This is a genomic window from Pantoea sp. Cy-639 (assembly GCF_011752525.1).
GTDB lineage: Bacteria > Pseudomonadota > Gammaproteobacteria > Pseudomonadales > Pseudomonadaceae > Aquipseudomonas.
Map to the genome: position 1 here is coordinate 180,439 of NZ_VWXI01000001.1, position 23,626 is coordinate 204,064.

Consider the following 23,626-nt stretch of genomic DNA (forward strand, 5'->3'; position numbering starts at 1 on the left):
CCATCAATCGATCAGGTTTTCGAGTTCGTCGGCAGATAGACGTTTGAGCGCCTCCAGGGATTTAGCCAATTCGTCCACAATCGGCGCGCTGGCGCCGCGCTGGGCCTCGATGCGGACACAGAAGTCCTCCAGGTTGGCACTGGCGAACAGGGCCTCGAGCGCAATGTCCAGGCCCAGTTGCTGGCGCAAGCCCATGACCAGGCGGGTGGCCAGCAACGAATGGCCGCCCTGCTCGAAGAAGTTGTCGTCCAGGCCGACCGTCTGGCGTCCGAGGATTTCGCCCCACTGCGCAGCGACCTCGCGCTGCAGGTCGCTGACCGGCGCGCGCTGCTGCGTTGGCGCGACTTCGGGGCGCGGCAGGGCCTTGCGATCGAGCTTGCCGTTGGGGCTCAACGGCAGGCTGTCGAGCAGCACCAGCCGCGCCGGCACCATGTGCTCGGGCAGCACGCCGCGCAGCGCCGCCGGCAAGGCCTCCAGCGCCGGGGTGCCGGTGAGGTAGGCCAGCAGTTGCTGGTCCACCGCCAGCACCACCGCCTCGCGCACTCCGGGCTGCTCCATCAGCCGCGCCTCGATCTCGCCCAGCTCGACCCGCAACCCGCGGATCTTCACCTGATGATCGATACGCCCGGCGTACTCGATGACGCCATCGACGCGCCAGCGCGCCAGGTCGCCGCTGCGGTACAGCCGCTCGCCGGCGCCGAACGGGCTGGTGACGAAGCGCTCGGCGGTCAGCCCCGGACGGCGGTGATAACCCCGCGCCAGCCCTGCGCCGCCCAGGTACAGCTCGCCGATCACGCCGGGCGCCAGCGGCTCGAGGTTGGCGTCGAGCACATAGCAGCTCAGGTTGCTGATCGGCGCGCCGATCGGCACCAGGTCGAGGCCCTCCTCGCGGCAGGTCCAGTGGGTGACATCGATCGCCGCCTCGGTCGGTCCGTACAGGTTGTACAGCGCAGCCTGTGGCAGGCGTTCCAGGCACTGACGCTGGGTCTGTACCGCCAGCGCCTCGCCGCTGCAGACGATGCGGCGCAGGCTGGCGCAGCGCGCCAGGCCCTCGTCGAGCAGGAACACCTGCAACATCGACGGCACGAAGTGCAGCGTGCTGACCTGGTGGCGCTCGATCAGCGCCACCAGCCGTGCCGGGTCGCGGTGGTCGCCCGGCGCGGCGATGGCCAGGCGGGCGCCGACCATCAGCGGCCAGAAGAACTCCCACACCGACACGTCGAAGCTGAACGGGGTCTTCTGCAGCACCGTGTCCGTGGCGTCCAGCGCATAGGCCTGCTGCATCCAGCACAGTCGGTTGGTCAGCGCCGCATGGCGGTTGCCGGCACCCTTGGGCTGGCCGGTGGAACCGGAGGTGTAGATCATGTAGGCCAGGCTCTGCGGATCGATCTCGACCTGCGGACGGCTGGCCGGATAGGCCGACCAGTCGCCGTCGATGTCCAGCCGCACCCCCCCTGGCGGTACCGGCAGCGCGAGACCGGGCGGCGCCAGCAGGCAGCGCACCGCACTGTCCTCGAGCATGTAGGCCAGGCGCTCGGCCGGGTAGTCCGGGTCCAGCGGCACGTAGGCGGCGCCGGCCTTGAGTACCGCCAGCAGCGCCACCACCAGCTCCAGGCTGCGTTCGGCGGCGACCCCGACCAGGGTCTCGGGGCCGACGCCCCGGGCGATCAGGCCATGGGCCAGGCGGTTGGCGCGGACCTCGAGCTCGCCGTAGGTCAGCGACTGTTCGCCGAACAGCAGCGCCACCGCCTCGGCCGGTTGCGCCTCGATCCAGTGATGCACCGGTTTGTGCAGCGGGAAGTCGCGCGCCGTGGCGTTCCACTGCGCGACTTGCCGGCGCAGCGCCTGGTTGCCGGCCGCAACGATCTCGCCAAGGCGTGCCGCGGGGCTGTCGAGGAAGCCTTCCAGCAGCTCGCGCAGACCATCGCACAGGCCCTGCACCGCCGTCTCGGCGAAGCGTTCGCTGGCGTAGCGCAGGGTCACCTGCAAGCCCTGGTCCTGGCTGACCAGCACGGTCAGCGGGTAGCTGGTGCGCTCCGGCGCCTGCAGGTTGGCGAAACGCAGCCCGCTGGGCGTCCCCTCGCGCAGGGCCTGGGCCACCGGGTAGTTCTCGAACACCAGGATATGGTCGAACAGCGCCTCGCCCGGCTGGCCGGCCCAGCGCTGGATATCCGCCAGCGCGGCGTGCTCGAAGTCGCGCAGACGGACGTTGCTGGCCTGCAACTGGGCCAGGGCCTCGCCCAGGGTCTGCCCGGCCTGCGGCGCGCAGATCAGCGCCAGGGTGTTGATGAACAGGCCGATCTGCTGCTCGACCCCGGCCAGCGCGGCAGGCCGCCCCGATACCGTGGCGCCGAAAGTCACCTGGTCGGCGCCGGTCAGGCGCTGCAACTGCAGCGCCCAGGCCAGCTGCAACACGCTGTTGAGGGTGACCTGGTGGTGCCTGGCCAGACGCTGCAAACGCTCGCAGGTGGTCGTGTCCAGGTGCAGGTGCAGATCACGCTGCGCGCCCGTCAGGGCTGCATCGCCAGTCACGCCGATGGCGTCCACCAGGCGCGTCGGGCCGGCCAGGTCGGCCAGCTGTGCGCGCCAGAAGGCTTCGCTGGCGCCCTGGTCGCGCTCGCCGAGCCAGGCGATATAGTCGCGGTAGCGTCCAGCCTGGGGCGCGACCGGCAGGCCGCTGTAGCGCTGCAGCACCTCGCCGAGCAACTGCGAGGTGCTCCAGCCATCGAGCAGCGCGTGGTGGTAGGTCAGCACCAGGTGCTGCTGCCCGGGCGCGCGCTGTGCCAGGTGCAGGCGCAGCAAGGGTGCCCGCAGCACCGCGAAGCCTGGCTGGCGCTCGGCTTCGGCCAGCGCGTCGAAGGCCTCGTCGCCCTGCCCCGTCAGGTCGCTGCGCGACACCGGCAGTTGGGCCTGGCGGTAGACCAGTTGCACCGGCTGCTCGGTCTGCGCGCTCCAGTGGAAGCCGCTGCGCAGGATCTCGTGCGCCTGCAGGCAGTCCTGCCAGGCCTGGACGAAGCGTGCCGGGTCGAGGCCCTCGACATCCAGCCGCACCTGGTTGATGTAGTCGCCACGGCCGTTGTCGAACAGGCTGTGCAGCAGCATGCCCTGCTGCATCGGCGACAGTGGGTAGATGTCCTGCACCTCGTGCAGTGCCACCGGCAAGGCATCGAGCGCGGCCTGGTCGAGGCCGGCCAGCGGGAAGTCGGCCGGCGTGGCGCTGCCCTGGCCCGGCGTGCAGCAATGCTCGACCAGCGCCGCCAGTTCGGCGACATAGGCATCGGCCAGTGCCTGCACCTCCTGGCTCGGGTAGCGTTCGCGGCTGAAGGTCCAGGTCAGCGACAACCGGCCGCCCTCGACCCTGGCATCGATCGACCATTCGCCGGGCACCTCGGCGTCCAGCGACTGTTCCAGGCCAGTGGCATGGCTGGCGAGGGCGAACAGCGCATCCTGCTCGGCGAAGCCCGCATCGAACTGGCCGAGGTAGTTGAAGGTGACCGCCGGCTGCGCCAGCGCCGCCATGGCCGCGCGCACCGGGGCTGTGCCCAGGTGGCGCAGCAGGCCGAAGCCCGCGCCCTTGCCCGGCACCGCGCGCAACTGCTCCTTGATGGCCTTGAGCGAGTCGCCAAGTGTCGCGGCCGGGGTCAGGCGCACCGGGTAGAAGGCGGTGAACCAACCGACCGTGCGGGTCAGGTCCAGGGACAGGCCGTCGACATCGCGGCCGTGGCCTTCAAGTTGCACCAGCAGCTCGTCGGCCCCGCTCCAGGCCGTGACCACCCGTGCCAGGGCAGTCAGCAGCAGGTCGTTGACCTGGGTGCGGTAGGCCGCCGGCGCCTGTTGCAGCAACTGGCGGGTATGCTCCGCCGACAGGCTGGCACGGGCCACGTCCAGGTGACGGCGCTGGCGGCCCCCCTGCGGATGCGGGCAAGGCCAGGCCGTCGAAGCACCGTCGAGCAGGCCTTGCCACTGCGCCACCTCGTCCGCCACATCCCCCTGCGCACGCGCCTGCAAGGCCTGGCCCCAGGCCTGCAACGAATGGGTCTTGGCCGGCAGTTGCACGGCGCGCCCAGCCTGCAGGTCGAGATAGGCAGCCTGCAAGTCCTCCAGCAGGATCCGCCAGGACACGCCGTCGATCACCAGGTGGTGGGCCACCAGCAGCAAGCGCTGACGCCCCTCGACGCTGGCCAGCACCGCCCGCAGCAACGGGCCCTGGTTCAGGTCGAGGCTGGCCTGGGCCGCATCGGCCAGGGCCGGCCACTGCGCCTCGCTGTCGAGCTGGCGCTGCCACAGCAGCGCGCTGTCGGCCTCGCCATAGTGAGCGCGCGCGCTGTCCAGGCGCAGGCGCAAGGCATCGTGATGGCCGACCACCCGCTCCAGGGCCGCAGCCAGTGCCTCGCCGTCCAGCGGTGCCAATACGTCGAATACCAGCGACTGGTTCCAGCGCTCAGGTTCGACCTGCACCTGTTCGAAGAACCAGTGCTGGGCAGGCAGCAGCACCTGGCTACCGGTCACCGGCCCCTGCTCGAGCACGGCCACGCTGCCTTCCCCGGCGACCCGCGCCAGAGCCTCCACGGTGGGGTGGCGGAACAGGTCGTTGGGCGAACAGTGCAGGCCCAGGCGACGGGCGCGGCTGACCACCTGGATCGAGATGATCGAGTCGCCGCCCAGTTCGAAGAAGTTGTCGTGCAGGCCAACCCGTTCGAGCTTGAGCAGTTGCTGCCAGATCTGCGCCAGGGCCTGCTGGGTCGGCGTCTGCGGCGCCACGAAGGCGCCCTGCTGGCGGCTCGCGTCCGGGCGCGGCAAGGCCTTGCGGTCGAGCTTGCCGTTGGGGCTCAGCGGCATGTGCTCGAGCACCAGCAGTTGGCTCGGCACCATGTACTCGGGCAACAGGGTGCGCAAGCGTTGACGCAGCGCGTCGGCGTCGACCGCACCGGTGACGTAGCCCACCAGCTGCTGGTCGAGCGCCACCACCACGGCCTCGCGGACCTGGGCCTGCTCGAGCAGGCGCGCCTCGATCTCGCCCAGCTCGATACGCTGGCCGCGGATCTTCACCTGGTGGTCGATGCGCCCGGCGTACTCGATCACCCCATCGGCGCGCTGGCGCGCCAGGTCGCCGGTGCGATACAGCCGCCCACCCTCGCCGAACGGGCTGGTGACGAAGCGTTCAGCGGTCAGCGCGGCGCGGCGGTGATACCCGCGCGCCAGGCCTGCGCCGCCCAGGTACAGCTCGCCGGCAACCCCGGCCGGCAACGGATTGAGGTCGCCGTCAAGCACATAGGTGGCCAGGTTGGCGATCGGCTGGCCGATCGGCACCGTGTCCAGCCCCTCTTCGCGGCAGCGCCAGTGGGTGACATCGATGGCCGCCTCGGTCGGCCCGTAGAGGTTGTACAGCCCGACGCCCGGCAAGCGGGCGAACACCTGCTGCTGGGTATCGGCCGGCAGCGCCTCGCCGCTGCAGATGATGCGCTTGAGCCCAGTACAGCGGTCGGCCTGCTCATCGCCGAGAAACGCCTGCAGCATCGACGGCACGAAGTGCAGCGTGCTGACCTGGTGGCGCTCGATCAGCGCCACCAGCCGTGCCGGGTCGCGGTGGTCGCCCGGCGCGGCGATGGCCAGGCGGGCGCCGACCATCAGCGGCCAGAAGAACTCCCACACCGACACGTCGAAGCTGAACGGGGTCTTCTGCAGCACCGTGTCCGTGGCGTCCAGCGCATAGGCCTGCTGCATCCAGCACAGCCGGTTGGTCAGCGCCGCATGGCTGTTGCCGGCCCCTTTCGGACGCCCGGTGGAGCCGGAGGTGTAGATCACATAGGCCAGGTGCTCGCCCTCGACGGCGACGTCCGGGCGCTGCACCGGATAGCCCTGCAACGCCAGGCGGTCGAGGTGCAGTCGCGGCAGTTGCGCGGGCACCGGCAAGTCCAGGTGCGACTGCGTCAGCAACAAGGCCATGGCGCTGTCCTCGAACAGGTAGGCCAGGCGTTCGCGCGGGTACTCCGGGTCCAGCGGCACATAGGCGCCACCGGCCTTGAGGATGGCCAGCAGGCCGACCACCATGTCGAGGCTGCGCTCGGCGGCGATGCCCACCAGCACGTCCGGGCCGACACCCTGCTCGATCAGGCGGTGGGCCAGGCGGTTGGCGCGCTCGTCAAGCTCGAGGTAGCTCAGGCGCTGCTCGCCGAACAGCAGCGCATCGGCCTGCGGGGTCCGCGCCACCTGCGCCTCGATCAGTTGCTGCACGCTCGCCCGTGGATAATCCCGGGCCGTGGCGTTCCACGTCCCGAGCGTGCGGCGGCAGGCCTCGTCGTCCAGCAGGCCGAGGTTGCCCAGCGCCTGGTCGGGCGCGGCGCAGAAGGCCTCCAGCAGGTGCGTCAGGTGCGCCGCCAACTCGGTCACCCGCGCCAGGTCGAAGCAGGCTCGGTCGAAACTCAGGGCCAGGGTCAGGCCGTTGCCCTGGCCGACTTCCAGGGTCAGCGGGTAATGGGTGTGCTCGCGGTGCGTCAGCCCGCTGAAGCGCAGGCCGCCGTGCGTCGTGCGCAATGCCTCGGCCACCGGGTAGTTGTCGAACACCACCAGGGTGTCGAACAGAGCCTCGCCAGGCTGGCCGGCCCAGCGCTGCAGGTCGGCCAGCGGCGTGTGCTCGTGCTCGCGCAGGGCCAGGTTGTGCGCCTGGACCTCGCGCAACCAGTCGCCGACGGCCTGCTCGCCGCGAGCGCCGGCGATCACCGGCAGGGTGTTGATGAACAGGCCGACCTGCTGCTCGATCCCCGGCAACTGCGCCGGGCGGCCGGCGACGGTGGCGCCGAAGCACACCGTCGACTGGCCGGTGTAGCGCTGCAACAGCAACAGCCATGCGGCCTGGACCACGCTGTTGAGGGTGACCTTGTGACGGCGCGCCAACGCTTGCAGGCGCGCCAGCCGATCGGCGTCGAGCTGCAATGCATGCGCGTCGAACCCCTGCCCGGGCGCCACGACGGGCACCGACTGGGCCAGGCGCGTCGGCCCGGGCAATGCCGCCAGCCGCGCGTGCCAGAAGGCCTGGTCGAGCGCCTGGTCGCGTTCCTGCAACCACTGGATGTAGTCACGCACACGTGCACCGCTCGCCCGCGGCGCCTGCCCCTCGTAGCGCTGGAGGACTTCGGCCAGCAACTGGGCGTTGCTCCAGCCGTCCATCAGTACATGGTGGTGGGTCTGGATCAACTGGTGGCGCGTGTCGTCCAGGCGCACCAGGACCAGGCGCAGCAACGGCGGACTGCCCAGGTCGAAGCCGCGCTCGCGCTCGGCGGCGGCCAGTTGCTCCAGCGCCGCGGCGCTGTCGGCCTGGCCGCGCCAGTCCAGGTAGCGCCATGGCAGCTCGGCCTGGCGTCGCACCACCTGCACCGGCTGCTCCAGCGGATCCTGCCAGAGCAAGCCGCTGCGCAGGATGTCATGGGCATCGACGCAGGCCTGCCAGGCGTCGCGCAAGCGCTCCGGCTCAACGCCCTCGACGGTGACGCTGAGCTGGTTGATGTAGCTGTCGCCACCCTGCCCGTCCAGGCTGTGGAACAGCATGCCCTGCTGCATGGGCGACAGCCCGTAGAGGTCGCTGATCTCGGCCAGCGGCAGCGCCAGGGCGTCCAGGCCGGCCTGGTCGATGCGCGCCAGCGGGAAGTCCGAGGGCGTGGCCTGGGCCGCGCGCGGCTGGCAGCAGTGCTCGACCAGCGCCCGCAACTGGGCGACATAGGCGTCCATCAGGCGGGTCATGGTGGCCTGTTCGAACATCTGCTCGCTGTAGCCGAACTGCAGCGACAGCTCGCCGCCGTATACCTGGCCTTCGACAGTGAGCCAGTTGGCCAGTGGCGCGTCGGCGTCCTGGGCGCTACCGCTGCCCTGACTGGCTGGCTGCCACAGCGCGTCGGCATCGAACTGCTGGTCGAAGCGCCCCAGGTAGTTGAAGGTGATGCGCGGTGCCGGCAGCGCCGCCAGCGCCTGGCGCTGCGAATCGCTGCCCAGGTAGCGCAGCAGGCCATGGCCCAGGCCCTTGCCAGGCACGGCGCGCAGCTGCTCCTTGACGGCCTTGATCGAGGCGTCGAGGCCGGCTGCGGGGGTCAGGCGGACCGGGAACAGCGTGGTGAACCAGCCAACGGTGCGCGACAGGTCGACATCGGCGAACACCTCCTCACGACCATGGCCCTCCAGTTGCACCAGCACCGAGGCGTGCCCGCTCCAGCGGCTGACCACCTGCGCCAGCGCGGTCAGCAGCAGGTCGTTGACCTGGGTGCGATAGGCCGCCGGGGCCACCTGCAGCAGACGCCGGGTCAGCTCGCTGTCCAGGCGCGCCTTGAGCGTGCGCCCGTGGCGATTGCTCAACACCCCGGCCGGATGGTCGCACGGCAGCTCGCCGTCGGCGGTCTGCGCGCGCCAGTAGTCCAGCTCGCCGGCATGCGCCTGGGCCAGGGCCGGCAGGCGTGCGGCCCAGGCCTGCCAGGCAGTGGTCTTGGCTGCCAGCGGCTGTTGCCGGCAGGCCAGTTGCAGGTCTTCGAGCAGCACCCGCCACGACACTCCGTCCACCAGCAGGTGATGGATCACCAGCAGCAACTGCTGGCGAGCGTCTTCACGGTGCACCAGCACCGCACGCAGCAGCGGACCATCACCCAGGCGCAGGCCGCGCTGGGCGGCCTCGCAGATCTCCAGCAGCGCCGCGTCGCTGTCGGCGCGGGCTTCGCTGAACAACGCGCCCTGCCCATCGGCCTGGTGCCACGCCTGCCACTGCCCGTCCTGTTCAGCGAAACGCAGGCGCAGCGCGTCGTGCTGGCTGACCAGCCGCGCCAGCGCAGCGGCCAGCACGTCGGGCGCCAGCGCCTCGCGCAGATCGAGCAGCAGCGACTGGTTCCAGTGCCCCGGCACCGCCATCGCCTGCTCGAAGAAGGCCTGCTGGATCGGTGTCAGCAGCGCCTGCCCCTGCACCTGGCCCTGCTCGGCCTCGACCACCGCCGCCTGCCCGACTGCCGGCGCCAGGCTGCGCACGGTCTGGTACTGGAACAGGTCGCGCGGATTGAACTGCAGGCCGTGCCGGCGTGCCCGGCTGACCACCTGGATGGCAATGATCGAATCGCCGCCGAGCTCGAAGAAGTTGTCGTCCAGACCTACCTGGGCGATGCCCAGCACCTCGCTCCAGACCTGCGCCAGACGAATCTGCACAGGCTCCTGCGGGGCGACATACTCACCCTGCGGGGCGCTGTCCGGCCGCGGCAGGGCCTTGCGGTCGAGCTTGCCGTTAGGGGTCAGCGGCAGGCTGTCGAGGGCCAGCAGATGGCTCGGTACCATGAATTCCGGCAGGCTCTGCAACAGCCAGGCCCTGAGCGCTGGCTGCCAGCCCTCGGCCTGCGCCGCGAGCACCAGGTAGGCCACCAGCTGGCGCCCGTCCACAGCCAGCACCACCGCTTCGCGCACGCTGGCGTGCTCGGCCAGGCGGGCCTCGATCTCGCCCAGCTCGATACGCAGGCCGCGGATCTTCACCTGGTGGTCGAAGCGCCCCAGGTACTCGATCACCCCGTCGCCACGCTGGCGCACACGGTCACCGGTGCGGTACAGGCGACCACCCGGGGTGAACGGGTCGGCGACGAAGCGCTCGGCGCTCAGGCCAGGACGCCGGTGATAGCCGCGGGCCAGGCCGACACCGGCCAGGTACAGCTCGCCCGCCACGCCCGGCGCCACCGGTTCGAGGCCAGCATCCAGCACATAGGTGCGCAGGTTGGCGATCGGCAGACCGATCGGCACGCTGTCGCGCCCCTCTTCGCGGCAGCTCCAGTGGGTGACGTCGATGGCCGCCTCGGTCGGTCCGTACAAGTTGTACAGCGCCGCTCCCGGCAGCCTGGCGAACACCTGGCGCTGGGCGTCCACAGGCAGTGCCTCGCCGCTGCAGACGATCCGCGTCAGGCTGCTGCAACCGGCCGCCGCAGGCTCATGGATGAACGCCTGCAACATCGAGGGCACGAAGTGCAGCGTGGTGACGCCATGCTGGCGGATCCGCGCCACCAGTGCCGCAGGGTCGCGGTGCTCGCCGGGCGCCGCCAGTACCAGACGAGCACCGCTCATCAAGGGCCAGAAGAACTCCCACACCGACACATCGAAGCTGAACGGGGTCTTCTGCAGCACTGTGTCCGTGGCATCCAGGGCATAGGCCTGCTGCATCCAGCACAGCCGGTTGGTCAGCGCCGCATGGCTGTTGCCGGCCCCTTTCGGACGCCCGGTGGAGCCGGAGGTATAGATCACATAGGCCAGTTGCTGCGGTGCGATGGCCTGCGCGGGCGCGACATCGGGCTGTTCGCGCAGGTCCAGCGCGTCCAGCGCCAGGCAGCGCACGCCGTCCGGCAGCGGCAGTTGGTCGAGCAAGGCCTGCTGGGTCAGCAACAGGTCGATGCCGCTGTCCTTGATCATGTAGGCCAGGCGTTCGCGGGGATATTCAGGGTCCAGCGGCACATAGGCGGCGCCGGCCTTGAGGATCGCCAGCAAGGCGACGACCATCTCGACGCTGCGCTGGGCGGCCACCCCTACCAGGCTATCGGCGACCACGCCCTGGGCCAGCAGGCAATGGGCCAGACGGTTGGCCTCGGCGTCCAGCTCGGCATAGCTCAGCGTGCGTTCGGCGAACAGCAGCGCCGGCGCATCGGGGGTGCGCCGCGCCTGCGCCTCGAACAACTGGTGCACACCCTGCTCGAGCGGATAGCGGGTCTCGGTGGCGTTCCAGTCCTCCAGCACCTGCCGACGGGTCGCCGCATCGAGCATCGGCAACCGCCACAACGCCTGGTGCGGCTGCTCGACCAGCCCGCGCAACAGCGTCAGCCAGTGCTCGGCCATGCGCTGCACGGTGTCGGCCTCGAACAGGTCGGTGGCGAAGGTGAAGGCGGCGCGCAACACGCCGCCCTGCTCGTAGGTGTCCAGGCTGAGGTCGAACTGGGTGGTGCGACCGCGCCATTCCAGCGAGCGCAGTTCCAGCCCCGAGGCCAGGGTCACGCTGGCCAGGTCGGCGACCTCGGGCTGGTGGTTGTACATCACCTGGAACAGTGGCGCATGGCTCAGGCTGCGCTCGACCTTGAGCGCATCGACCAGGCGTTCGAAGGGCAGGTCCTGGTGGGCCTGGGCGCCGAGCACGGTCTGGCGCACGGCGTGCAGGTAAGTCAGGACGTCGTCCTGGGCGCCAGGCTGCAGGCGCAGTACCTGGGTGTTGACGAACAGGCCGATCAGCCCCTCGGTCTCGGCTCGGTTGCGATTGGCCACCGGGCTGCCGATACGCAGGTCGCCCTGGCCGGTATGGCGCTGCAGCAACAGGCCGAAGGCTCCCAGCAGCAGCATGAACAGGGTCAGGTTGTGCTGACGGGCGAAACCGCGCAGTTGCTCGGCCAGGCCAGCGTCGAGCGCCAGTTCCAGGCGTTGCCCGGCAAAGCTCGGGGTGGCCGGGCGCGCATGGTCCAGCGCCAACTCCAGCACTGGCTGCTCCTCGCCCAACTGCCCCTGCCAGTAGCCGAGCTGGCGCTCCAGTTCGCCGGCCTCGAGCCAGCGGCGCTGCCACAGCGCATAGTCGGCGTACTGGATCGGCAACGCCGGCAACTGCGGCGCCTGGCCGGCGGCGAAGGCGTCGTAGCAGCGGCTGAACTCGTCGATCAGCACATTCATCGACCAGCCATCGGCAACGATATGGTGCAACGTCAACAGCAACACATGCTCGCGCGCCCCCAGACGCAGCAGGCGCACGCGCAGCAACGGCCCCTGCTCGAGGTCGAACGGGCGCAACGACTCGGCCTCGACCTCGGCCTGGACCCTGGCCTCCTGCTCGCCGGCCGCCACCGAGCGCAGGTCGAGCCGCTGGATCTGCGGCGCTGCCGGACGGTGCTGCTGGTACAGCTGGTCGTCATCATCGCGGCCGAACACCGTGCACAACGCCTGGTGACGCGCCAGCAGCGTGGCGAAGGCCTGCTCCAGCGCTGCGTCGTCCAGCTCGCCGCACAAGCGCACCGCACCCGGCAGGTTGTAGGCGCCACCCTTGGGGTCGAGCTGCCACAACACCCACATGCGCTGCTGGGCATAGGACACCGCCTGCCGCGCCTGCGTCGCGTCGCCGGCCGGAATCGGGAACTGGGAAAAGTCGATGCCCTCCTTGCTCAGGCTGGCCAGGAACAAGCGGCGCTTGTCCAGCGGCAGCTCGATGAAACGGCGGGCCAATTGCAGGGACTTTTCGGCATTCATCAGATTGCTTCCGTACGAGTGGGGTATCGGGCCGAGCCCGGCTATCCCTACGAAACGGATACAACTTGCAAAAAATTACCGGCCCAAGGGCCTCTCCCACGGCTCCGGATAGCCTGTGCGTTCGCGCATCCAGAGCCTCCTGAAACATTTGCTTTCATTTGCCGTCGCCGGTTTTTGATTCTCATTCGTCCTATTAAGTGCAGCCCACGGTCGAGCTTCGGCTCGATCACCCTTACGCGCAGAAGACCGAGTGATGGCCAACCCTTCGAAAAAATCCAAATCCAGGCTGTGGTTCCTGGTCCATAGCTGGCTCGCCCTGCCGATCTGGTTCTTTGTCCTGATCGTCTGTTTCACCGGCATGCTCGCGGTGGTCAGCCAGGAGATCGTCTGGCTGGCCAACCCCGACGTGCGCGCCAGCCGTCCCCACGACGATGCCGAGCGCCTGAGCTTCCAGCAGGTGCTCGACGCCATGCACGCGGCCCAGCCACAGATGATCGTGCGCCAGCTGGTGCAGCCGGACGGCGCGCACTTCGCCCTGCAGGCCTCGGTGAGCCTGCCCGACGGCACGGCGCCGATGTACTACGTCAATCCGTACACCGGGGCGATCCAGGGCAAGAGCCCGGACTTCAACTTCGAAGCCTTCACCCGCGCCCTGCACGGCTGGTGGCTGGTACCCTTCACCCATGGCTACAGCTGGGGCTGGTACCTGGTGTCGCTGCTCGGCCTGCCGATGCTGGCGTCGCTGGTCACCGGCCTGGTGGTCTACAAGAAGTTCTGGAAAGGCTTCTTCAAGCTGCCGCGGCGCAGCCATGGCGCGCGCATCTTCTGGGGCGACCTGCACCGCCTGGCCGGGGTCTGGTCGATCTGGTTCGTCGCGGTGATCTCGATCACCGGCACCTGGTTCCTGATCCAGGCGATTCTCGCCGACAACCACATCACCCTGTCCTCGGAGCCGATCGTGCCGGTGATCGCCCGCGAGGAAGTGCCGCAGAGCGCCGACGGCAGCCCGGCGCCACGCATCGACCTGGACCAGGCCGCGCGCATCGCCACTGCCGCCATCCCCGGCCTGGAGATCAGCTTCATCGCCGTGCCCGCCACCGCCTACAGCCATGTGCGCATGGGCGGACGCGGCTGGTACCCGCTGATGTTCCAGACCGCCGAGGTCAACCCCTATACCGGCCGCGTCGACAGCCAGTTCCTGCTCGCCGACCGCTCGCCCCTGGAGTTCGTCACCGAATCCATGCGGCCCTTGCACACCGGCGACTTTGGCGGCCTGGCGATCAAGCTGGTGTGGGCCTTCTTCGGCTTGCTGCTGAGCCTGATGGTGCTCAGTGGCCTGCTGATCTGGAGCAAGCGCACCGCCCAGGCCACCGCCGCCGCCCTCAAGCGCCAGCGCGAACCGCGCCCGGCCCGCCAGCAGCCCGTGGAGACCCCGACATGACCCAGGCCCCGGCCTTGCCCGTCCACCCGCTGCGCCGGCTGTGGCTGAAATGGCGCTTGCACCTGAACATCCTGTTGATCCTGGTCCCGCTGGGCTTCATGCCCAAGTACTTCGCCGAGGTCCGCCTGCTGCGCGGCGAAAGCGGCCTGGGCGCGCACCTGATCGAAAACATCGCGGTCGGCCCCTGGCAACTGAGCCTGGCCGAGCTGCGCGACGAGGCCCCGCGCGCAGATGGCCCGGCAGGCTATTTCAAGGTGTTCAACGCTGCCTTGTGCGCGACCTGCGCCGAGGGCGTCAAGGCCATCTACCTGCGCATCGGCAAGCCGCGCAGCCTGCGCGCGGCCGGCACGATCTTCTTCGGCACGCCATACCGCATGGGCACCTCGCTGCCGATACCGCCACGCACCCGGGCCGACGCGCAGATCTGGATCACCATCGAAGGCTGGGACGGCCGCATGCACCAGGCCTCGGTCCCGCTCGCCCAAGCCTCGCCGGCCACCGTGGCCTGGCTCGAGAAACAAGGAGACACCCCATGACCCCGCTGCCACGCAGGCTCGCCCTGCCCTTGCTGATGCTCGTCGCCACCCCGGCGCTGGCGCACAACCCGATGTGCGAATGCACCGAGACCGGCGCACAGATCACCTGCAAGGGCGGTTTCTCCGACGGCAGCGGCGCTCCGGGAGTGACCCTCGACGTGATCGGCTACGACGAACAGGTGCTGGTGGCCAGCAAGCTCGGCGACGACTCGACCTTGACCTTCAAGCGCCCCGACGGTGAGTTCTATGTGCTGTTCGACGCCGGCCCCGGCCACGTGGTGGAAGTCGACCACGCCGACATCGGTGCGCCATGAGCCGTATCCAACAGGTGCGCCCGGCCGGCGCCGGCCACGAGACCCTCTGCGTGCTGCTGGCCGCCGCGCTGATCGTGACGCTGGCCGCCGCCGTGGTGACGCTGCGCGGCGAACGCCAGGACGAGCAGGCCATCGCCGTCCATCAGCTCGATGCCCGGCGTGACCTCAGCGCCGCCGAACAGGGCATTCATACCGACCTGTGGGTGGCCGCCGACGAGATCCGCGCGCTGCGCGAGGAAACCGGCAGCGCTGCCGATGCCCAGGCGCTGGCCGCAGAAGGCCTGCCGCCGTTCGTCGACGACGCCAGCAGCCAGCGCCGCGGCCGGCACCAGTGGCGCCTGCTCGACAACGGCGCCTACCTGGGGCACAGCCAGGATCCCTCGCTGGCCGGCACCTTCCTGCTGATCCCGGCTGCCGACGCAGACACCCGCCCCGAGATCTGGCTGCGTCGCGACAGCAGCGCCCTGGCGCCGGACGACCTGGCCACGCCGCTGTTGATCGCTGCCGGCTGGCGCCAGGTAGTCAGCCACTACGACGCCGGGGTCACCCGCCAACACCGCCACTGAACCCAAGGACCCGCCCATGTTCCGCTCCGCCCTCGCCCGCCGCGCCCTGGCGCTGTTCCTGGCCTGCGCCCTGCCGGCCCTGGCCGTCGCCGACAACGGCAAGCCATTGCGCATCGGCATCACCCTGCACCCCTACTACAGCTACGTGAGCACCATCGTCGGCGACAAGGCCGAGGTGGTGCCGCTGATCCCGGCGGGCTTCAACCCCCATGCCTATGAACCGCGCGCCGAGGACATCAAGCGCATCGGCACGCTGGACGTGATCGTGCTCAACGGCGTCGGCCACGACGACTTCGCCGACCGCATGATCGCCGCCAGCGAAAAGCCCGCCATCCGCACCATCGAAGCCAATGCCAACGTGCCGCTGCTGGCCGCCACCGGCATCGCCGCGCGCGGCGCCGGCAAGGTGGTCAACCCGCATACCTTCCTGTCGATCAGCGCGACCATCGCCCAGGTCAACAACATCGCCCGCGAGCTGGGTGCGCTCGATCCGGACAATGCCCGCTTCTACCAGCGCAATGCCCGCGCCTACGCCAAGCGCCTGCGCGCCCTGCGCGCCGAGGCCCTGGCCAAGGTCAGCGCGACGGCGGACGTGTCGTTGCGCGTGGCCACCATCCACGCCGCCTACGACTACCTGCTGCGTGACTTCGGCCTGGAAGTCACCGCGGTGGTCGAGCCGGCCCACGGCATCGAGCCGAGTCCGGCGCAGTTGAAGAAGACCATCGACCAGCTCAAGGCGCTCGACGTGAAGGTGATCTTCTCGGAGATGGACTTCCCCTCGGCCTACGTCGAGACCATCCGCCGCGAGTCTGGAGTGCGCCTCTACCCGCTGAGCCACATTTCCTACGGTGACTACACCCAGGACAAGTACGAGGTGGAAATGCAGCGCAACCTCGACACCGTGGTCCGCGCCATCCAGGAGACCCGCACATGACCGCTGCCGCCCACCTGGCCAGCGCCTGCGGGCCGCGCATCGAGTTCGCCGGGATCGACCTGACCCTTGGCCGCACGCGGATCCTCGAACAGGTCAGCTTCACGGTCGCTGCCGGCAGCGTGCATGCCATCGTCGGCCCCAACGGCGGCGGCAAGAGTTCGCTGGTCAAGACCCTGCTCGGACAGATGCCGCACCAGGGCGCGCTGACCCTGCACTGGCCAGGCGAGCAGCAGGTGATCGGCTACGTGCCCCAGGCCCTGGAGTTCGACCGCGGCCTGCCGATGAGCGTCGACGACTTCATGGCCGCCCTGTGCCAGCGGCGCCCGGCCTTTCTCGGCCCGTCCCGCAGGTTGCGCCCGAGCATCGACGCGGCACTGGCGCGGGTAGGCATGCTCGACAAGCGCAAGCGGCGCATGGGCGCGCTGTCCGGCGGCGAGCGCCAGCGCGTGCTGCTGGCCCAGGGCCTGATCCCCGCGCCCCAGTTGCTGGTGCTGGACGAGCCGATGTCGGCACTGGACGAGGCCGGCATCCAGGTGTTCGGCCAACTGTTGCAGGGCTGGCGCCAGAGCGGCACCACCGTGCTGTGGATCGAGCATGACCTTGAGGCCGTGCTGCGCCTGGCCGATCGCGCCACCGGCCTGAACCGGCGGGTGCTGTTCGACGCCCCGCCGGCCGAAGCGCTGAGCCCCGAGCGGCTGCTCGGGCTGTTCAGCGTCCAGCCCCGCAACGAGGGCCCTGGCCGATGAACTTCGATGCCTTGCGTCAACTGCTCCAGCAATGGGCCACGGCGGGCTACCTGCCCGAGGCGCTGGCCTACGGTTTCGTGGTCAACGCGCTGCTGGCCGGGCTGATGATCGGCCCTGTGCTGGGCGGCCTGGGCACCCTGGTGGTGGTCAAGCGCTTCGCCTTCTTCTCCGAGGCGGTCGGGCATGCCGCGCTCACTGGCGTGGCCATCGGCATTCTGCTCGGCGAACCCTACACCGGGCCGTACGGCAGCCTGTTCGGCTACTGCCTGCTGTTCGGCCTGCTGCTCAACTTCCTGCGCAACCGCACCGGGCTGTCGCCGGACACGCTGATCGGCGTGTTCCTCTCGGTGTCGCTGGCGCTGGGCGCGAGCCTGCTGCTGATGCTGGCCGGCAAGATCAACGTGCACATCCTCGAGAACGTGCTGTTCGGCTCGGTGCTCACCGTCAGCGCCCAGGACCTGCTGGTGCTCGGCGTGGTCGCGCTGCTGGTGCTGGGCCTGGCGCTGCCGCTGTACAACCGCATCATGCTGGCCAGTTTCAACCCGCAGCTGGCAGCGGTACGCGGGGTAGCGGTGAAGACCCTGGACTATCTGTTCGTGGTGCTGGTGACCCTGGTCACCGTGGCGGCGGTGAAGGTGATCGGGGCGATCCTGGTCGGCGCCTTGCTGGTGATCCCGGCAGCGGCGGCGCGGCTGGTCAGCCAGTCGCTCAAGGGGTTCTTCTGCCTGGCCGTGCTGATCGCCACGCTCAGCACCTTGCTCGGTATCCTGCTGCCGATCATGTTCGACCTGCCGGTGCCCTCGGGCGCCGCGATCATCCTAGTCGCCGGCCTGTGCTTCGCCCTCGCCGCCCTGGCCCGCGCCCTCGTTCCACACCTGCAAGGAAACCCGGCATGACGCTTTCGCCCAAACCACTGTTCCTCGTCCTGGCCCTGGCCGGACTGCCCGCGCAGGGCGGTGCCGCGCCAGCCAGCGGGCCCCAGGTGCTGACCAGCTTGCCGGTCACCCACAGCCTGGCCACGGCCCTGCTCGACGGCACCTCGGTACGCCTCGGCCAGGCGGCTCCAGCCAATCTGCCGGCCAGTCGCCAGCCCTCGTACTTCAACGGCCGTGGCGCCGCCGACCTGCAGCGAGTGGCGCAACAGGCCGACGCGGTGATCGGCCTGCGTTCGATCTGGCGCGACGATCCGCTGTACCCGATGGCCCGGCGCAGCAACATCCGCATCATCGAGATCGATGCCGCGCGCCCGGTGGATGGTGCCCTGCCCGGCATCGCGGTGAAGGGTGACGACGGCCTGGCGACCTATCCCTGGCTCAGCCCGGGCAACCTTGGACGCATGGCGGATGTGCTGGCCAGCGACCTGGAGCGCCTGGCCCCGACGGACAAGACGCGGATCCAGGCCAACCTGGCCGGGCTCAAGCGCCAGTTGCTGGCGCTGAACGCCAGCAGCCAGGCCCGCCTGGCACAGGTGGACAACCTCAGCGTGGTCAGCCTGTCCGAGCGCCTGGGCTACCTGGCCAGCGGGCTGAACCTGGACCTGGTGCAACAACCGTTGCCGGCCGACGAGCAGTGGGACGAGACAACGCTCGAGGCGCTGGGCAAGACACTGAAGACGCAGGATGTGGCGCTGGTGCTGCACCACCGCCAAGCGGACGCCCGGGTCGCCGAGGTGATCAAGGCTGCAGGGGCCAGGCTGCTGGTACTGGACAGCGATCCCGAGGACAGCCTGGCGGGGCTCGCGACCTGCGTCGAGCAGGTGCTCCAGGCGTTGGAGCAAGGTTGAGGCCCCGGGCCCCTGCAACCAAGGCAGGACGCGGGACGCTGTGGGAGCGGGCTTGCCCCGCGATACCGGCATCGCCGGTGCCGTCGGGGCCCGTCATCAATCAGCGCTTCATGCAGCGCTGGTAACGCTCATCCACCCGACCGGCGAACCAGGCCGTGGTCAGCTTGCGGGTGATCTTCGGGCTCTTGAGCTCGATCCCCGGCAGCACTGCCCTGGGCAACGGCTTGCCCGTCCGGGCCTCGGCCAGGGCGAACACCCCGCGGTACAGCGCAGTGTCCTCCAGCGCCAGGCTGCCCTCCTGCTCCAGTTGCGCGCGGATCTGCGGGTTGCGCAGCCCCAGCTTCGGGCCTAGCTTGCGCGCGGCCTGCTCGGTGGTGCCCGGCAGGATCGCTCCCGGGGCGATCAAGTCGCCGTCCAGTGCCAGCGTCACCCCCGTCACCTGGCTCAGGGCCGCCTGGAACGCCGCGTTGCGGCTGGCATACCAGCCGGCGTTGAAGTCGGCGAACCGGTACAGCGGACGCTCGTAATGGACCGGATAACCGAGCAGGTGAAGAATGCCGAAATACATCCCGCCACGGCGACTGAACACCTCCTGGCGCAGCGTGCCCTGGTAGGTGTACGGGTAGTCCCGGGCGTGCTTCTCGGCAAAATCGACACTGACCTGCATCGGCCCGCCGGTGTGCACCGGATTCAGGCCGCCGAGCAAGCTGCCACCCAGCGGCAGGCGCCCGATCAGTTCGTCGTACAGCGCACTGAGCTGCTTCTCGCTGCGCACGGCCAGCAACCGCTGCTGGTAGCTCTGGCCGTTGCCCGACGGCGTGCGCAAGGCGGTGTCGACGAGAAACTGCGGCATGTGCGCCCGCGCCGCGCGGCGGTCGATCTCCTCGCGGGCGATGCGCCCCAGGTTCGGCACTTGCGGGTCGGCATTGAAGGTCGATTCCTGCTCGGTCACTGCCAGCACCGCGCACAGGTTGCCCTTGTTCGCCGTGATGCCCTGGGCCTGCAACGCCACCTGGATGTCCGTGGCCCAGCCCTCGCGGTCCTTCACCTGTGCCGGTAGCAGGTGCAGCAACTGCGCACGGACCTTGCCCGGATCGGCCTCCGGCGCCTCTTCACGATGCCCGGCACACCCCTGGAGCAGCCCCAGGCACAGCAGCCCGCTGGCCAGCCGCCGCCCGTTCAGGGCTGCTCACCGACCAGGTAGGTCTTGCTGATCTGGCGAAACAGCGGGTGCGCCGCACTGCCGAGCAGCTCGAACAGCACCATCTCGCGGGTGACGATCTGCGCCCCGGCGTCGCGCATGCGCGCCAGGCCCGCCGCCTTGCTTGCCGCCGTGCGGCTGTCGCAGACGTCCTCGACGACGAACACCTGCTTGCCCAGCGCCAGCAGGTCGAGCACGGTCTGCAGCACGCAGACGTGAGTCTCCATGCCGCACACGATCACCTGCCCGCGCTCGAACAGGCTCACCGGCAGGCATTCGCCAGCAACACAGGAAAAGTGCTGTTTCTCCACGACCAGCGCGGCGGGCGCGGCGGCCTTGAGGGCTTCCAGGGTCGGGCCCAGGCCTTTGGGATATTGCTCGGAAATCACCGTGGGCAGTTGCAGTTCGGCCGTCGCCGCCAGCAGCCAGCGCGCCCGCGCCGCGGTGCCCGACGGGTCGCTCATCGCGCCGATGAGCTTTTCCTGGATATCGACGACCAGCAGCGTGGCCTTGCGAGGATCGATCAACATTGTCAGCCTCTTGCCTGGGAAAAGCCCAAGCCTCCCCCAGGCAAGGCGCCTCGTCAATCAGGCAGTCAAGCGCAACGGCGCGAGGGTCTGGCACAGCGTGGCGAGCACCTGGTCCTCGTGACCGTTGATGAAGAAGTGCCCACCGGGGAATTTCGCCAGGGAATAGTCGCCCAAGGTCTCCCGGCGCCAGGCATGCAACTGCTCGTCGCTGGCCCGGTCATCGGTGCCGGCGAGCACATGCAACGGGCAACTCAGCGGTGCGCGCTGCTGGTAGTCGTAGCGCCCGCAGAGCAGGAAGTCCGCTTGCACCACTGGCAAGGTCAGGCTCATCAGTTCCTGGTTGCCCAGCACCTCCTCGGGAGTGCCGCCGAGCGTGCGCAACTCGGCGATCAGCGCCTCGTTGCTGCTCGGCTGGCGCCACTTGGCGGCGTCGTAGTCCTCGCGCCGGGTCGGCGCCGCGGTGCCGCTGGCAAACAACGCCAGCGGCGCCGGGCAACCGAGGGCGCGCAGTTCATGGGCCAGCTCGAAGGCGACCAGCGCGCCCAGGCTGTGGCCGAACAGCGCATAGGGCGCGCGGGTATGCTGGCGCTGTTCGGCCGCCAGTTGCCGGGCCAGCGCCTTGAGGTCGGTGTGCAGCGGTTCGCCTAGGCGCGCCCCGCGCCCGGGCAGCTCCACCGGGCGCACCTGCAGCCAGGCCGGCAGCTTGCGCCGCCAGCGGCTGTAGACCATGGCGCTGGCCCCCGAGTAAGGCAGGCATAGCAGGTTCAGCGCGCTCACCGCGTCATTGCGCCGCGACTTCGGCCATTTTCTGGCGCAGGCTCAAGGGACGCATGTCGGTCCAGACCTCGTCGATGTAGGCCAGGCAATCCTTCTTCAGGCCGCTCTTGCCGACCGCACGCCAGCCGTCGGGGATCGCCTTGTAGTCGGGCCAGATGGAATATTGCTCTTCGTGGTTGACCACTACCTGGAACACGATGTCGTCGCGGTCGAAAACGGAAGTCATTGCCTGTCTCCTTGGATGATGAGGGCCGAACGCGCCGGGCGCGGGGCGGCTTTGAAGGAAACGAAGGGGCCGCGGGAAAAATTACTCATCGCCATCGCCCCATGCCCTGGCCCGGGCAATCGCCGCCTGGATCGCGCTGCGCGCCATCGGGCTGTTCTTCCAGCAGTTGGAGCCGACCAGGCTCGCCGCCGCGCTGACGATGCTGGCGGCATCGGCCTTGGCCAATTGTCGCAGCGAGCCATACCCCAACTGCTCCAGGCGCTCGACGACCGTCGGGCCGACACCCCGGACCGCCAGCAGCGCCGTGCGCTCATCCGCGGAAAACGCCATCTCCACCTCCCTGTGATGCCATGGCTTTGCAAGTGGCGCGGATGATGGCATATATCCGTCTCTACCCGCCAACCCCCACCCGGAGATCTCCCCATGCTCGGCGTGACTGACTACGGCGCATTCGTGATCGCGTTCCTCATCCTCCTGGCGATTCCCGGGCCCGGCAACTTCGCCCTGATCGCCGCTACCGGCAAGGGTGGCCTCAAGGGCGGGCTGGCGGCGACCTGCGGGGTGATCCTCGGCGACCAGGTGCTGATGTGGCTGGCGGTGGCCGGTGTCGCCACCCTGCTGGCCGCCTACCCGGCGGCCTTTCATGTGGTGCAGTGGGCCGGCGCGGTCTACCTGGCCTGGCTCGGCCTGCGCATGGTGCTGAGCAAGCCTGGCGCAACACCCCGGGAAAGCCGCATGGGCAACGGCCACTACCTGCGCCAGGCCATGGCCATCACTTTGCTCAACCCCAAGGCGATCATGTTCTACATGGCGTTCTTCCCGTTGTTCATCGATCCGTTGCGCCACCAGGGCATGCTGACCTTCGCCTTCATGGCAGCGACCGTCGCCGGGCTGACCTTGCTCTACGGGTTGATCGCCGTGCTGCTGACCCAGCGCCTGGCCGAGCGGCTGCGCGCCAACCCGCGCCTGGTGAACCTGCTCGAACGCCTGGCCGGCGTCTGTCTGGTGGGCTTCGGTATCAAGCTGGCGGCAATGCGCTGAGCTTCAGGCGTCGCGCAGCAGGTCGTGGGCATCGAGCAGGCGGAAGGCTACCTGGGGATTGCGCTCCAGACCACGGCGGATCGCCGCCGGGATCGACTGGCGGGTCTTGCGGCACAGGCCCGGCTGCTCGTCCAGTTCGATGACGATGCCGCGCATGGTGCGTACTTCATTGTTGCCGGGGGCGATGCGCACACGGATGCCGAGGTTCTCGTACAGGCGCCGTTGCAGGTGCTCGAGGTCGGCCAGGTCCTTGAGGTTTTCCAGGCGCTCGAGCAGGCGCTTTTCCTCCTCACGGGTCAGCAGCAGGATACGAGCGGCTGGCGCCTGTGCCTCGGCCAGCCGCTCGCGCCCGCAGTCGCAGGCGCCCGGAGGACAGGGATGGCGTTGGGGAGGCAGGCTGGTCATCGGCCAAGCATAGCTGTTTCGCGCCGGCTCGATCAGCCCTGCTCGTCGAGCAACTGGCGGATCACCTGCTCCTGCCCGGCGTAGTCGCCCTCGCCGAAATGCACGTGGCGTACCTGCCCCTTGCGGTCGACAAAATAGTGGGCCGGCCAGAACTGGTTGCCCCAGGCGTTCCACACCCGGTAATCGTTGTCGACCGCCACCGGATAGTCGATGTCCAGTTGCCGCACCTGCTCGCGCAGGTTGCCCAGGTCGTGCTCGTAGTCATATTCGGGAGTGTGCACCCCGATCACCACCAGCCCCTGGTCGGCATAACGACGCGACCAGTCATTGACATGCGGCAGGCTGCGCCGGCAGTTGATGCAGTCGTAGGTCCAGAAATCCACCAGCACCACCTTGCCCTTGAGGGCCTGGGCGTCCAGTGGCGCCGAGTTGAGCCACTGCCCGGCCCCGGCCAGCGACGGCATGGGGCCGTAGCTGTCCTGGGCCAGCAGGTGGCCGGCCAGGCCCAGGCCGACCAGGGCCAAGGCCACGCCACCGGCCTTGAGCAGACCGCGGCGCAGGGCGCACGCCTCAGTTGTCATGGCAGCCGCTGGTGGCGTAGCTGATGTACCTGACGCTTTGTGGCTGGCCGTGGGAGTCGAGGTAGTCCATGCGGGTGTTGACCACGCCGCAGGCATGGTGCTGGTCATTCTTCACCGACAGCACTTTCTGCACATCCAGGTGTTCGCCATAGCGGTACTGCATCACGCTGGCATCGTTGATCGAACTGGTACTGGCCTGGGCGGCGACGGCGGCAAGGCCGAAGACGGCGAACAGGGCGGCGCTGGCGAACTGTTTGAGGTTCATGGTGTGTCTCCTGGTGCAAGGCTTGGCATTGGGGTTGGCATGGAGAGCCGCTTGCTCTCCG

General features: G+C 69.3%; 18 protein-coding genes. 9 read left to right on the forward strand and 9 right to left on the reverse strand.

Annotated features, from left to right (window positions below):
- Positions 1-3: 3 nt before the first annotated feature.
- The gene (locus F3J43_RS00740) at positions 4-12,219 is read right to left on the reverse strand and encodes a non-ribosomal peptide synthase/polyketide synthase (RefSeq protein ID WP_166882909.1); all 12,216 of its coding nucleotides are present in this window, start codon (positions 12,217-12,219) and stop codon (positions 4-6) included.
- Between the two features lie 253 nt (positions 12,220-12,472).
- Here F3J43_RS00740 and F3J43_RS00745 point away from each other — a divergent pair, with 253 nt between their 5' ends.
- The 8 genes from F3J43_RS00745 to F3J43_RS00780 are packed head-to-tail and all read left to right on the forward strand — an operon-like array spanning position 12,473 to position 18,539.
- The gene (locus tag F3J43_RS00745; RefSeq protein ID WP_166882910.1) at positions 12,473-13,660 is read left to right on the forward strand and encodes a PepSY-associated TM helix domain-containing protein; all 1,188 of its coding nucleotides are present in this window, start codon (positions 12,473-12,475) and stop codon (positions 13,658-13,660) included.
- A complete protein-coding gene (locus tag F3J43_RS00750) occupies positions 13,657-14,196 on the forward strand; it encodes a PA2404 family protein (RefSeq protein ID WP_166882911.1) in 540 nt (179 codons plus the stop codon). The genes F3J43_RS00745 and F3J43_RS00750 overlap by 4 nt, the downstream gene beginning before the upstream one ends.
- On the forward strand, positions 14,193-14,510 hold the full coding sequence (locus F3J43_RS00755; RefSeq protein WP_166882912.1) for a hypothetical protein: 318 nt from the start codon (positions 14,193-14,195) through the stop codon (positions 14,508-14,510). Before F3J43_RS00750 ends, F3J43_RS00755 begins: the two co-directional genes overlap by 4 nt.
- Positions 14,507-15,076 carry a DUF6162 family protein gene (locus F3J43_RS00760; protein WP_166882913.1) on the forward strand — a complete coding sequence of 190 codons (570 nt, stop codon included), beginning with the start codon at positions 14,507-14,509 and terminating at the stop codon, positions 15,074-15,076. Before F3J43_RS00755 ends, F3J43_RS00760 begins: the two co-directional genes overlap by 4 nt.
- A gap of 16 nt (positions 15,077-15,092) precedes the next feature.
- On the forward strand, positions 15,093-16,010 hold the full coding sequence (locus tag F3J43_RS00765) for a metal ABC transporter substrate-binding protein (protein ID WP_166882914.1): 918 nt from the start codon (positions 15,093-15,095) through the stop codon (positions 16,008-16,010).
- Positions 16,007-16,756 carry a metal ABC transporter ATP-binding protein gene (locus F3J43_RS00770; protein ID WP_166882915.1) on the forward strand — a complete coding sequence of 250 codons (750 nt, stop codon included), beginning with the start codon at positions 16,007-16,009 and terminating at the stop codon, positions 16,754-16,756. The genes F3J43_RS00765 and F3J43_RS00770 overlap by 4 nt, the downstream gene beginning before the upstream one ends.
- Complete coding sequence (locus F3J43_RS00775) at positions 16,753-17,652, forward strand: metal ABC transporter permease (RefSeq protein WP_166882916.1); 900 nt, start codon at positions 16,753-16,755, stop codon at positions 17,650-17,652. Before F3J43_RS00770 ends, F3J43_RS00775 begins: the two co-directional genes overlap by 4 nt.
- A complete protein-coding gene (locus F3J43_RS00780) occupies positions 17,649-18,539 on the forward strand; it encodes a metal ABC transporter substrate-binding protein (RefSeq protein ID WP_166882917.1) in 891 nt (296 codons plus the stop codon). Before F3J43_RS00775 ends, F3J43_RS00780 begins: the two co-directional genes overlap by 4 nt.
- A gap of 100 nt (positions 18,540-18,639) precedes the next feature.
- On the opposite strand, the gene F3J43_RS00785 is transcribed toward F3J43_RS00780, so the two are convergent.
- From F3J43_RS00785 to F3J43_RS00805, 5 genes are all read right to left on the reverse strand, one after another.
- Positions 18,640-19,722 carry a DUF1615 domain-containing protein gene (locus F3J43_RS00785; protein ID WP_205297582.1) on the reverse strand — a complete coding sequence of 361 codons (1,083 nt, stop codon included), beginning with the start codon at positions 19,720-19,722 and terminating at the stop codon, positions 18,640-18,642.
- On the reverse strand, positions 19,719-20,270 hold the full coding sequence (locus F3J43_RS00790; protein ID WP_166882918.1) for an isochorismatase family protein: 552 nt from the start codon (positions 20,268-20,270) through the stop codon (positions 19,719-19,721). The genes F3J43_RS00785 and F3J43_RS00790 overlap by 4 nt, the downstream gene beginning before the upstream one ends.
- Before the next feature lie 57 nt (positions 20,271-20,327).
- Positions 20,328-21,047 (reverse strand): thioesterase II family protein, encoded by a 720-nt coding sequence (locus F3J43_RS00795; protein WP_166882919.1) that lies wholly within the window; start codon positions 21,045-21,047, stop codon positions 20,328-20,330.
- Positions 21,048-21,051: 4 nt separating this feature from the next.
- Complete coding sequence (locus F3J43_RS00800; RefSeq protein WP_166882920.1) at positions 21,052-21,273, reverse strand: MbtH family protein; 222 nt, start codon at positions 21,271-21,273, stop codon at positions 21,052-21,054.
- 81 nt (positions 21,274-21,354) lie between these two features.
- On the reverse strand, positions 21,355-21,603 hold the full coding sequence (locus F3J43_RS00805) for a helix-hairpin-helix domain-containing protein (RefSeq protein ID WP_166882921.1): 249 nt from the start codon (positions 21,601-21,603) through the stop codon (positions 21,355-21,357).
- A 93-nt stretch (positions 21,604-21,696) separates the two neighbouring features.
- On the opposite strand from F3J43_RS00805, the gene F3J43_RS00810 reads away from it, so the two are divergent.
- Positions 21,697-22,314 carry a LysE family transporter gene (locus tag F3J43_RS00810; RefSeq protein WP_166882922.1) on the forward strand — a complete coding sequence of 206 codons (618 nt, stop codon included), beginning with the start codon at positions 21,697-21,699 and terminating at the stop codon, positions 22,312-22,314.
- 3 nt (positions 22,315-22,317) lie between these two features.
- On the opposite strand, the gene F3J43_RS00815 is transcribed toward F3J43_RS00810, so the two are convergent.
- From F3J43_RS00815 to F3J43_RS00825, 3 genes are read right to left on the reverse strand one after another with little or no spacing between them, the layout of a single operon-like run.
- A complete protein-coding gene (locus F3J43_RS00815) occupies positions 22,318-22,719 on the reverse strand; it encodes a hypothetical protein (RefSeq protein ID WP_166882923.1) in 402 nt (133 codons plus the stop codon).
- A gap of 32 nt (positions 22,720-22,751) precedes the next feature.
- Complete coding sequence (locus F3J43_RS00820; RefSeq protein WP_286184300.1) at positions 22,752-23,300, reverse strand: thioredoxin family protein; 549 nt, start codon at positions 23,298-23,300, stop codon at positions 22,752-22,754.
- Entirely contained in the window at positions 23,290-23,565 is a 276-nt protein-coding gene (locus F3J43_RS00825) for a DUF2790 domain-containing protein (protein ID WP_166882924.1), read from the reverse strand. Before F3J43_RS00825 ends, F3J43_RS00820 begins: the two co-directional genes overlap by 11 nt.
- Positions 23,566-23,626 lie beyond the last annotated feature (61 nt).

Bases quoted from the DNA above. Each gene is read 5' to 3' on its own strand.
- F3J43_RS00820 (WP_286184300.1), bottom strand. From the start codon at position 23,300: ATGACAACTGAGGCGTGCGCCCTGCGCCGCGGTCTGCTCAAGGCCGGT.
- F3J43_RS00790 (WP_166882918.1), bottom strand. From the start codon at position 20,270: ATGTTGATCGATCCTCGCAAGGCCACGCTGCTGGTCGTCGATATCCAG.
- F3J43_RS00775 (WP_166882916.1), top strand. From the start codon at position 16,753: ATGAACTTCGATGCCTTGCGTCAACTGCTCCAGCAATGGGCCACGGCG.
- F3J43_RS00750 (WP_166882911.1), top strand. From the start codon at position 13,657: ATGACCCAGGCCCCGGCCTTGCCCGTCCACCCGCTGCGCCGGCTGTGG.
- F3J43_RS00770 (WP_166882915.1), top strand. From the start codon at position 16,007: ATGACCGCTGCCGCCCACCTGGCCAGCGCCTGCGGGCCGCGCATCGAG.
- F3J43_RS00810 (WP_166882922.1), top strand. From the start codon at position 21,697: ATGCTCGGCGTGACTGACTACGGCGCATTCGTGATCGCGTTCCTCATC.
- F3J43_RS00760 (WP_166882913.1), top strand. From the start codon at position 14,507: ATGAGCCGTATCCAACAGGTGCGCCCGGCCGGCGCCGGCCACGAGACC.
- F3J43_RS00745 (WP_166882910.1), top strand. From the start codon at position 12,473: ATGGCCAACCCTTCGAAAAAATCCAAATCCAGGCTGTGGTTCCTGGTC.
- F3J43_RS00740 (WP_166882909.1), bottom strand. From the start codon at position 12,219: ATGAATGCCGAAAAGTCCCTGCAATTGGCCCGCCGTTTCATCGAGCTG.
- F3J43_RS00780 (WP_166882917.1), top strand. From the start codon at position 17,649: ATGACGCTTTCGCCCAAACCACTGTTCCTCGTCCTGGCCCTGGCCGGA.
- F3J43_RS00805 (WP_166882921.1), bottom strand. From the start codon at position 21,603: ATGGCGTTTTCCGCGGATGAGCGCACGGCGCTGCTGGCGGTCCGGGGT.
- F3J43_RS00825 (WP_166882924.1), bottom strand. From the start codon at position 23,565: ATGAACCTCAAACAGTTCGCCAGCGCCGCCCTGTTCGCCGTCTTCGGC.
- F3J43_RS00815 (WP_166882923.1), bottom strand. From the start codon at position 22,719: ATGACCAGCCTGCCTCCCCAACGCCATCCCTGTCCTCCGGGCGCCTGC.
- F3J43_RS00765 (WP_166882914.1), top strand. From the start codon at position 15,093: ATGTTCCGCTCCGCCCTCGCCCGCCGCGCCCTGGCGCTGTTCCTGGCC.
- F3J43_RS00755 (WP_166882912.1), top strand. From the start codon at position 14,193: ATGACCCCGCTGCCACGCAGGCTCGCCCTGCCCTTGCTGATGCTCGTC.
- F3J43_RS00800 (WP_166882920.1), bottom strand. From the start codon at position 21,273: ATGACTTCCGTTTTCGACCGCGACGACATCGTGTTCCAGGTAGTGGTC.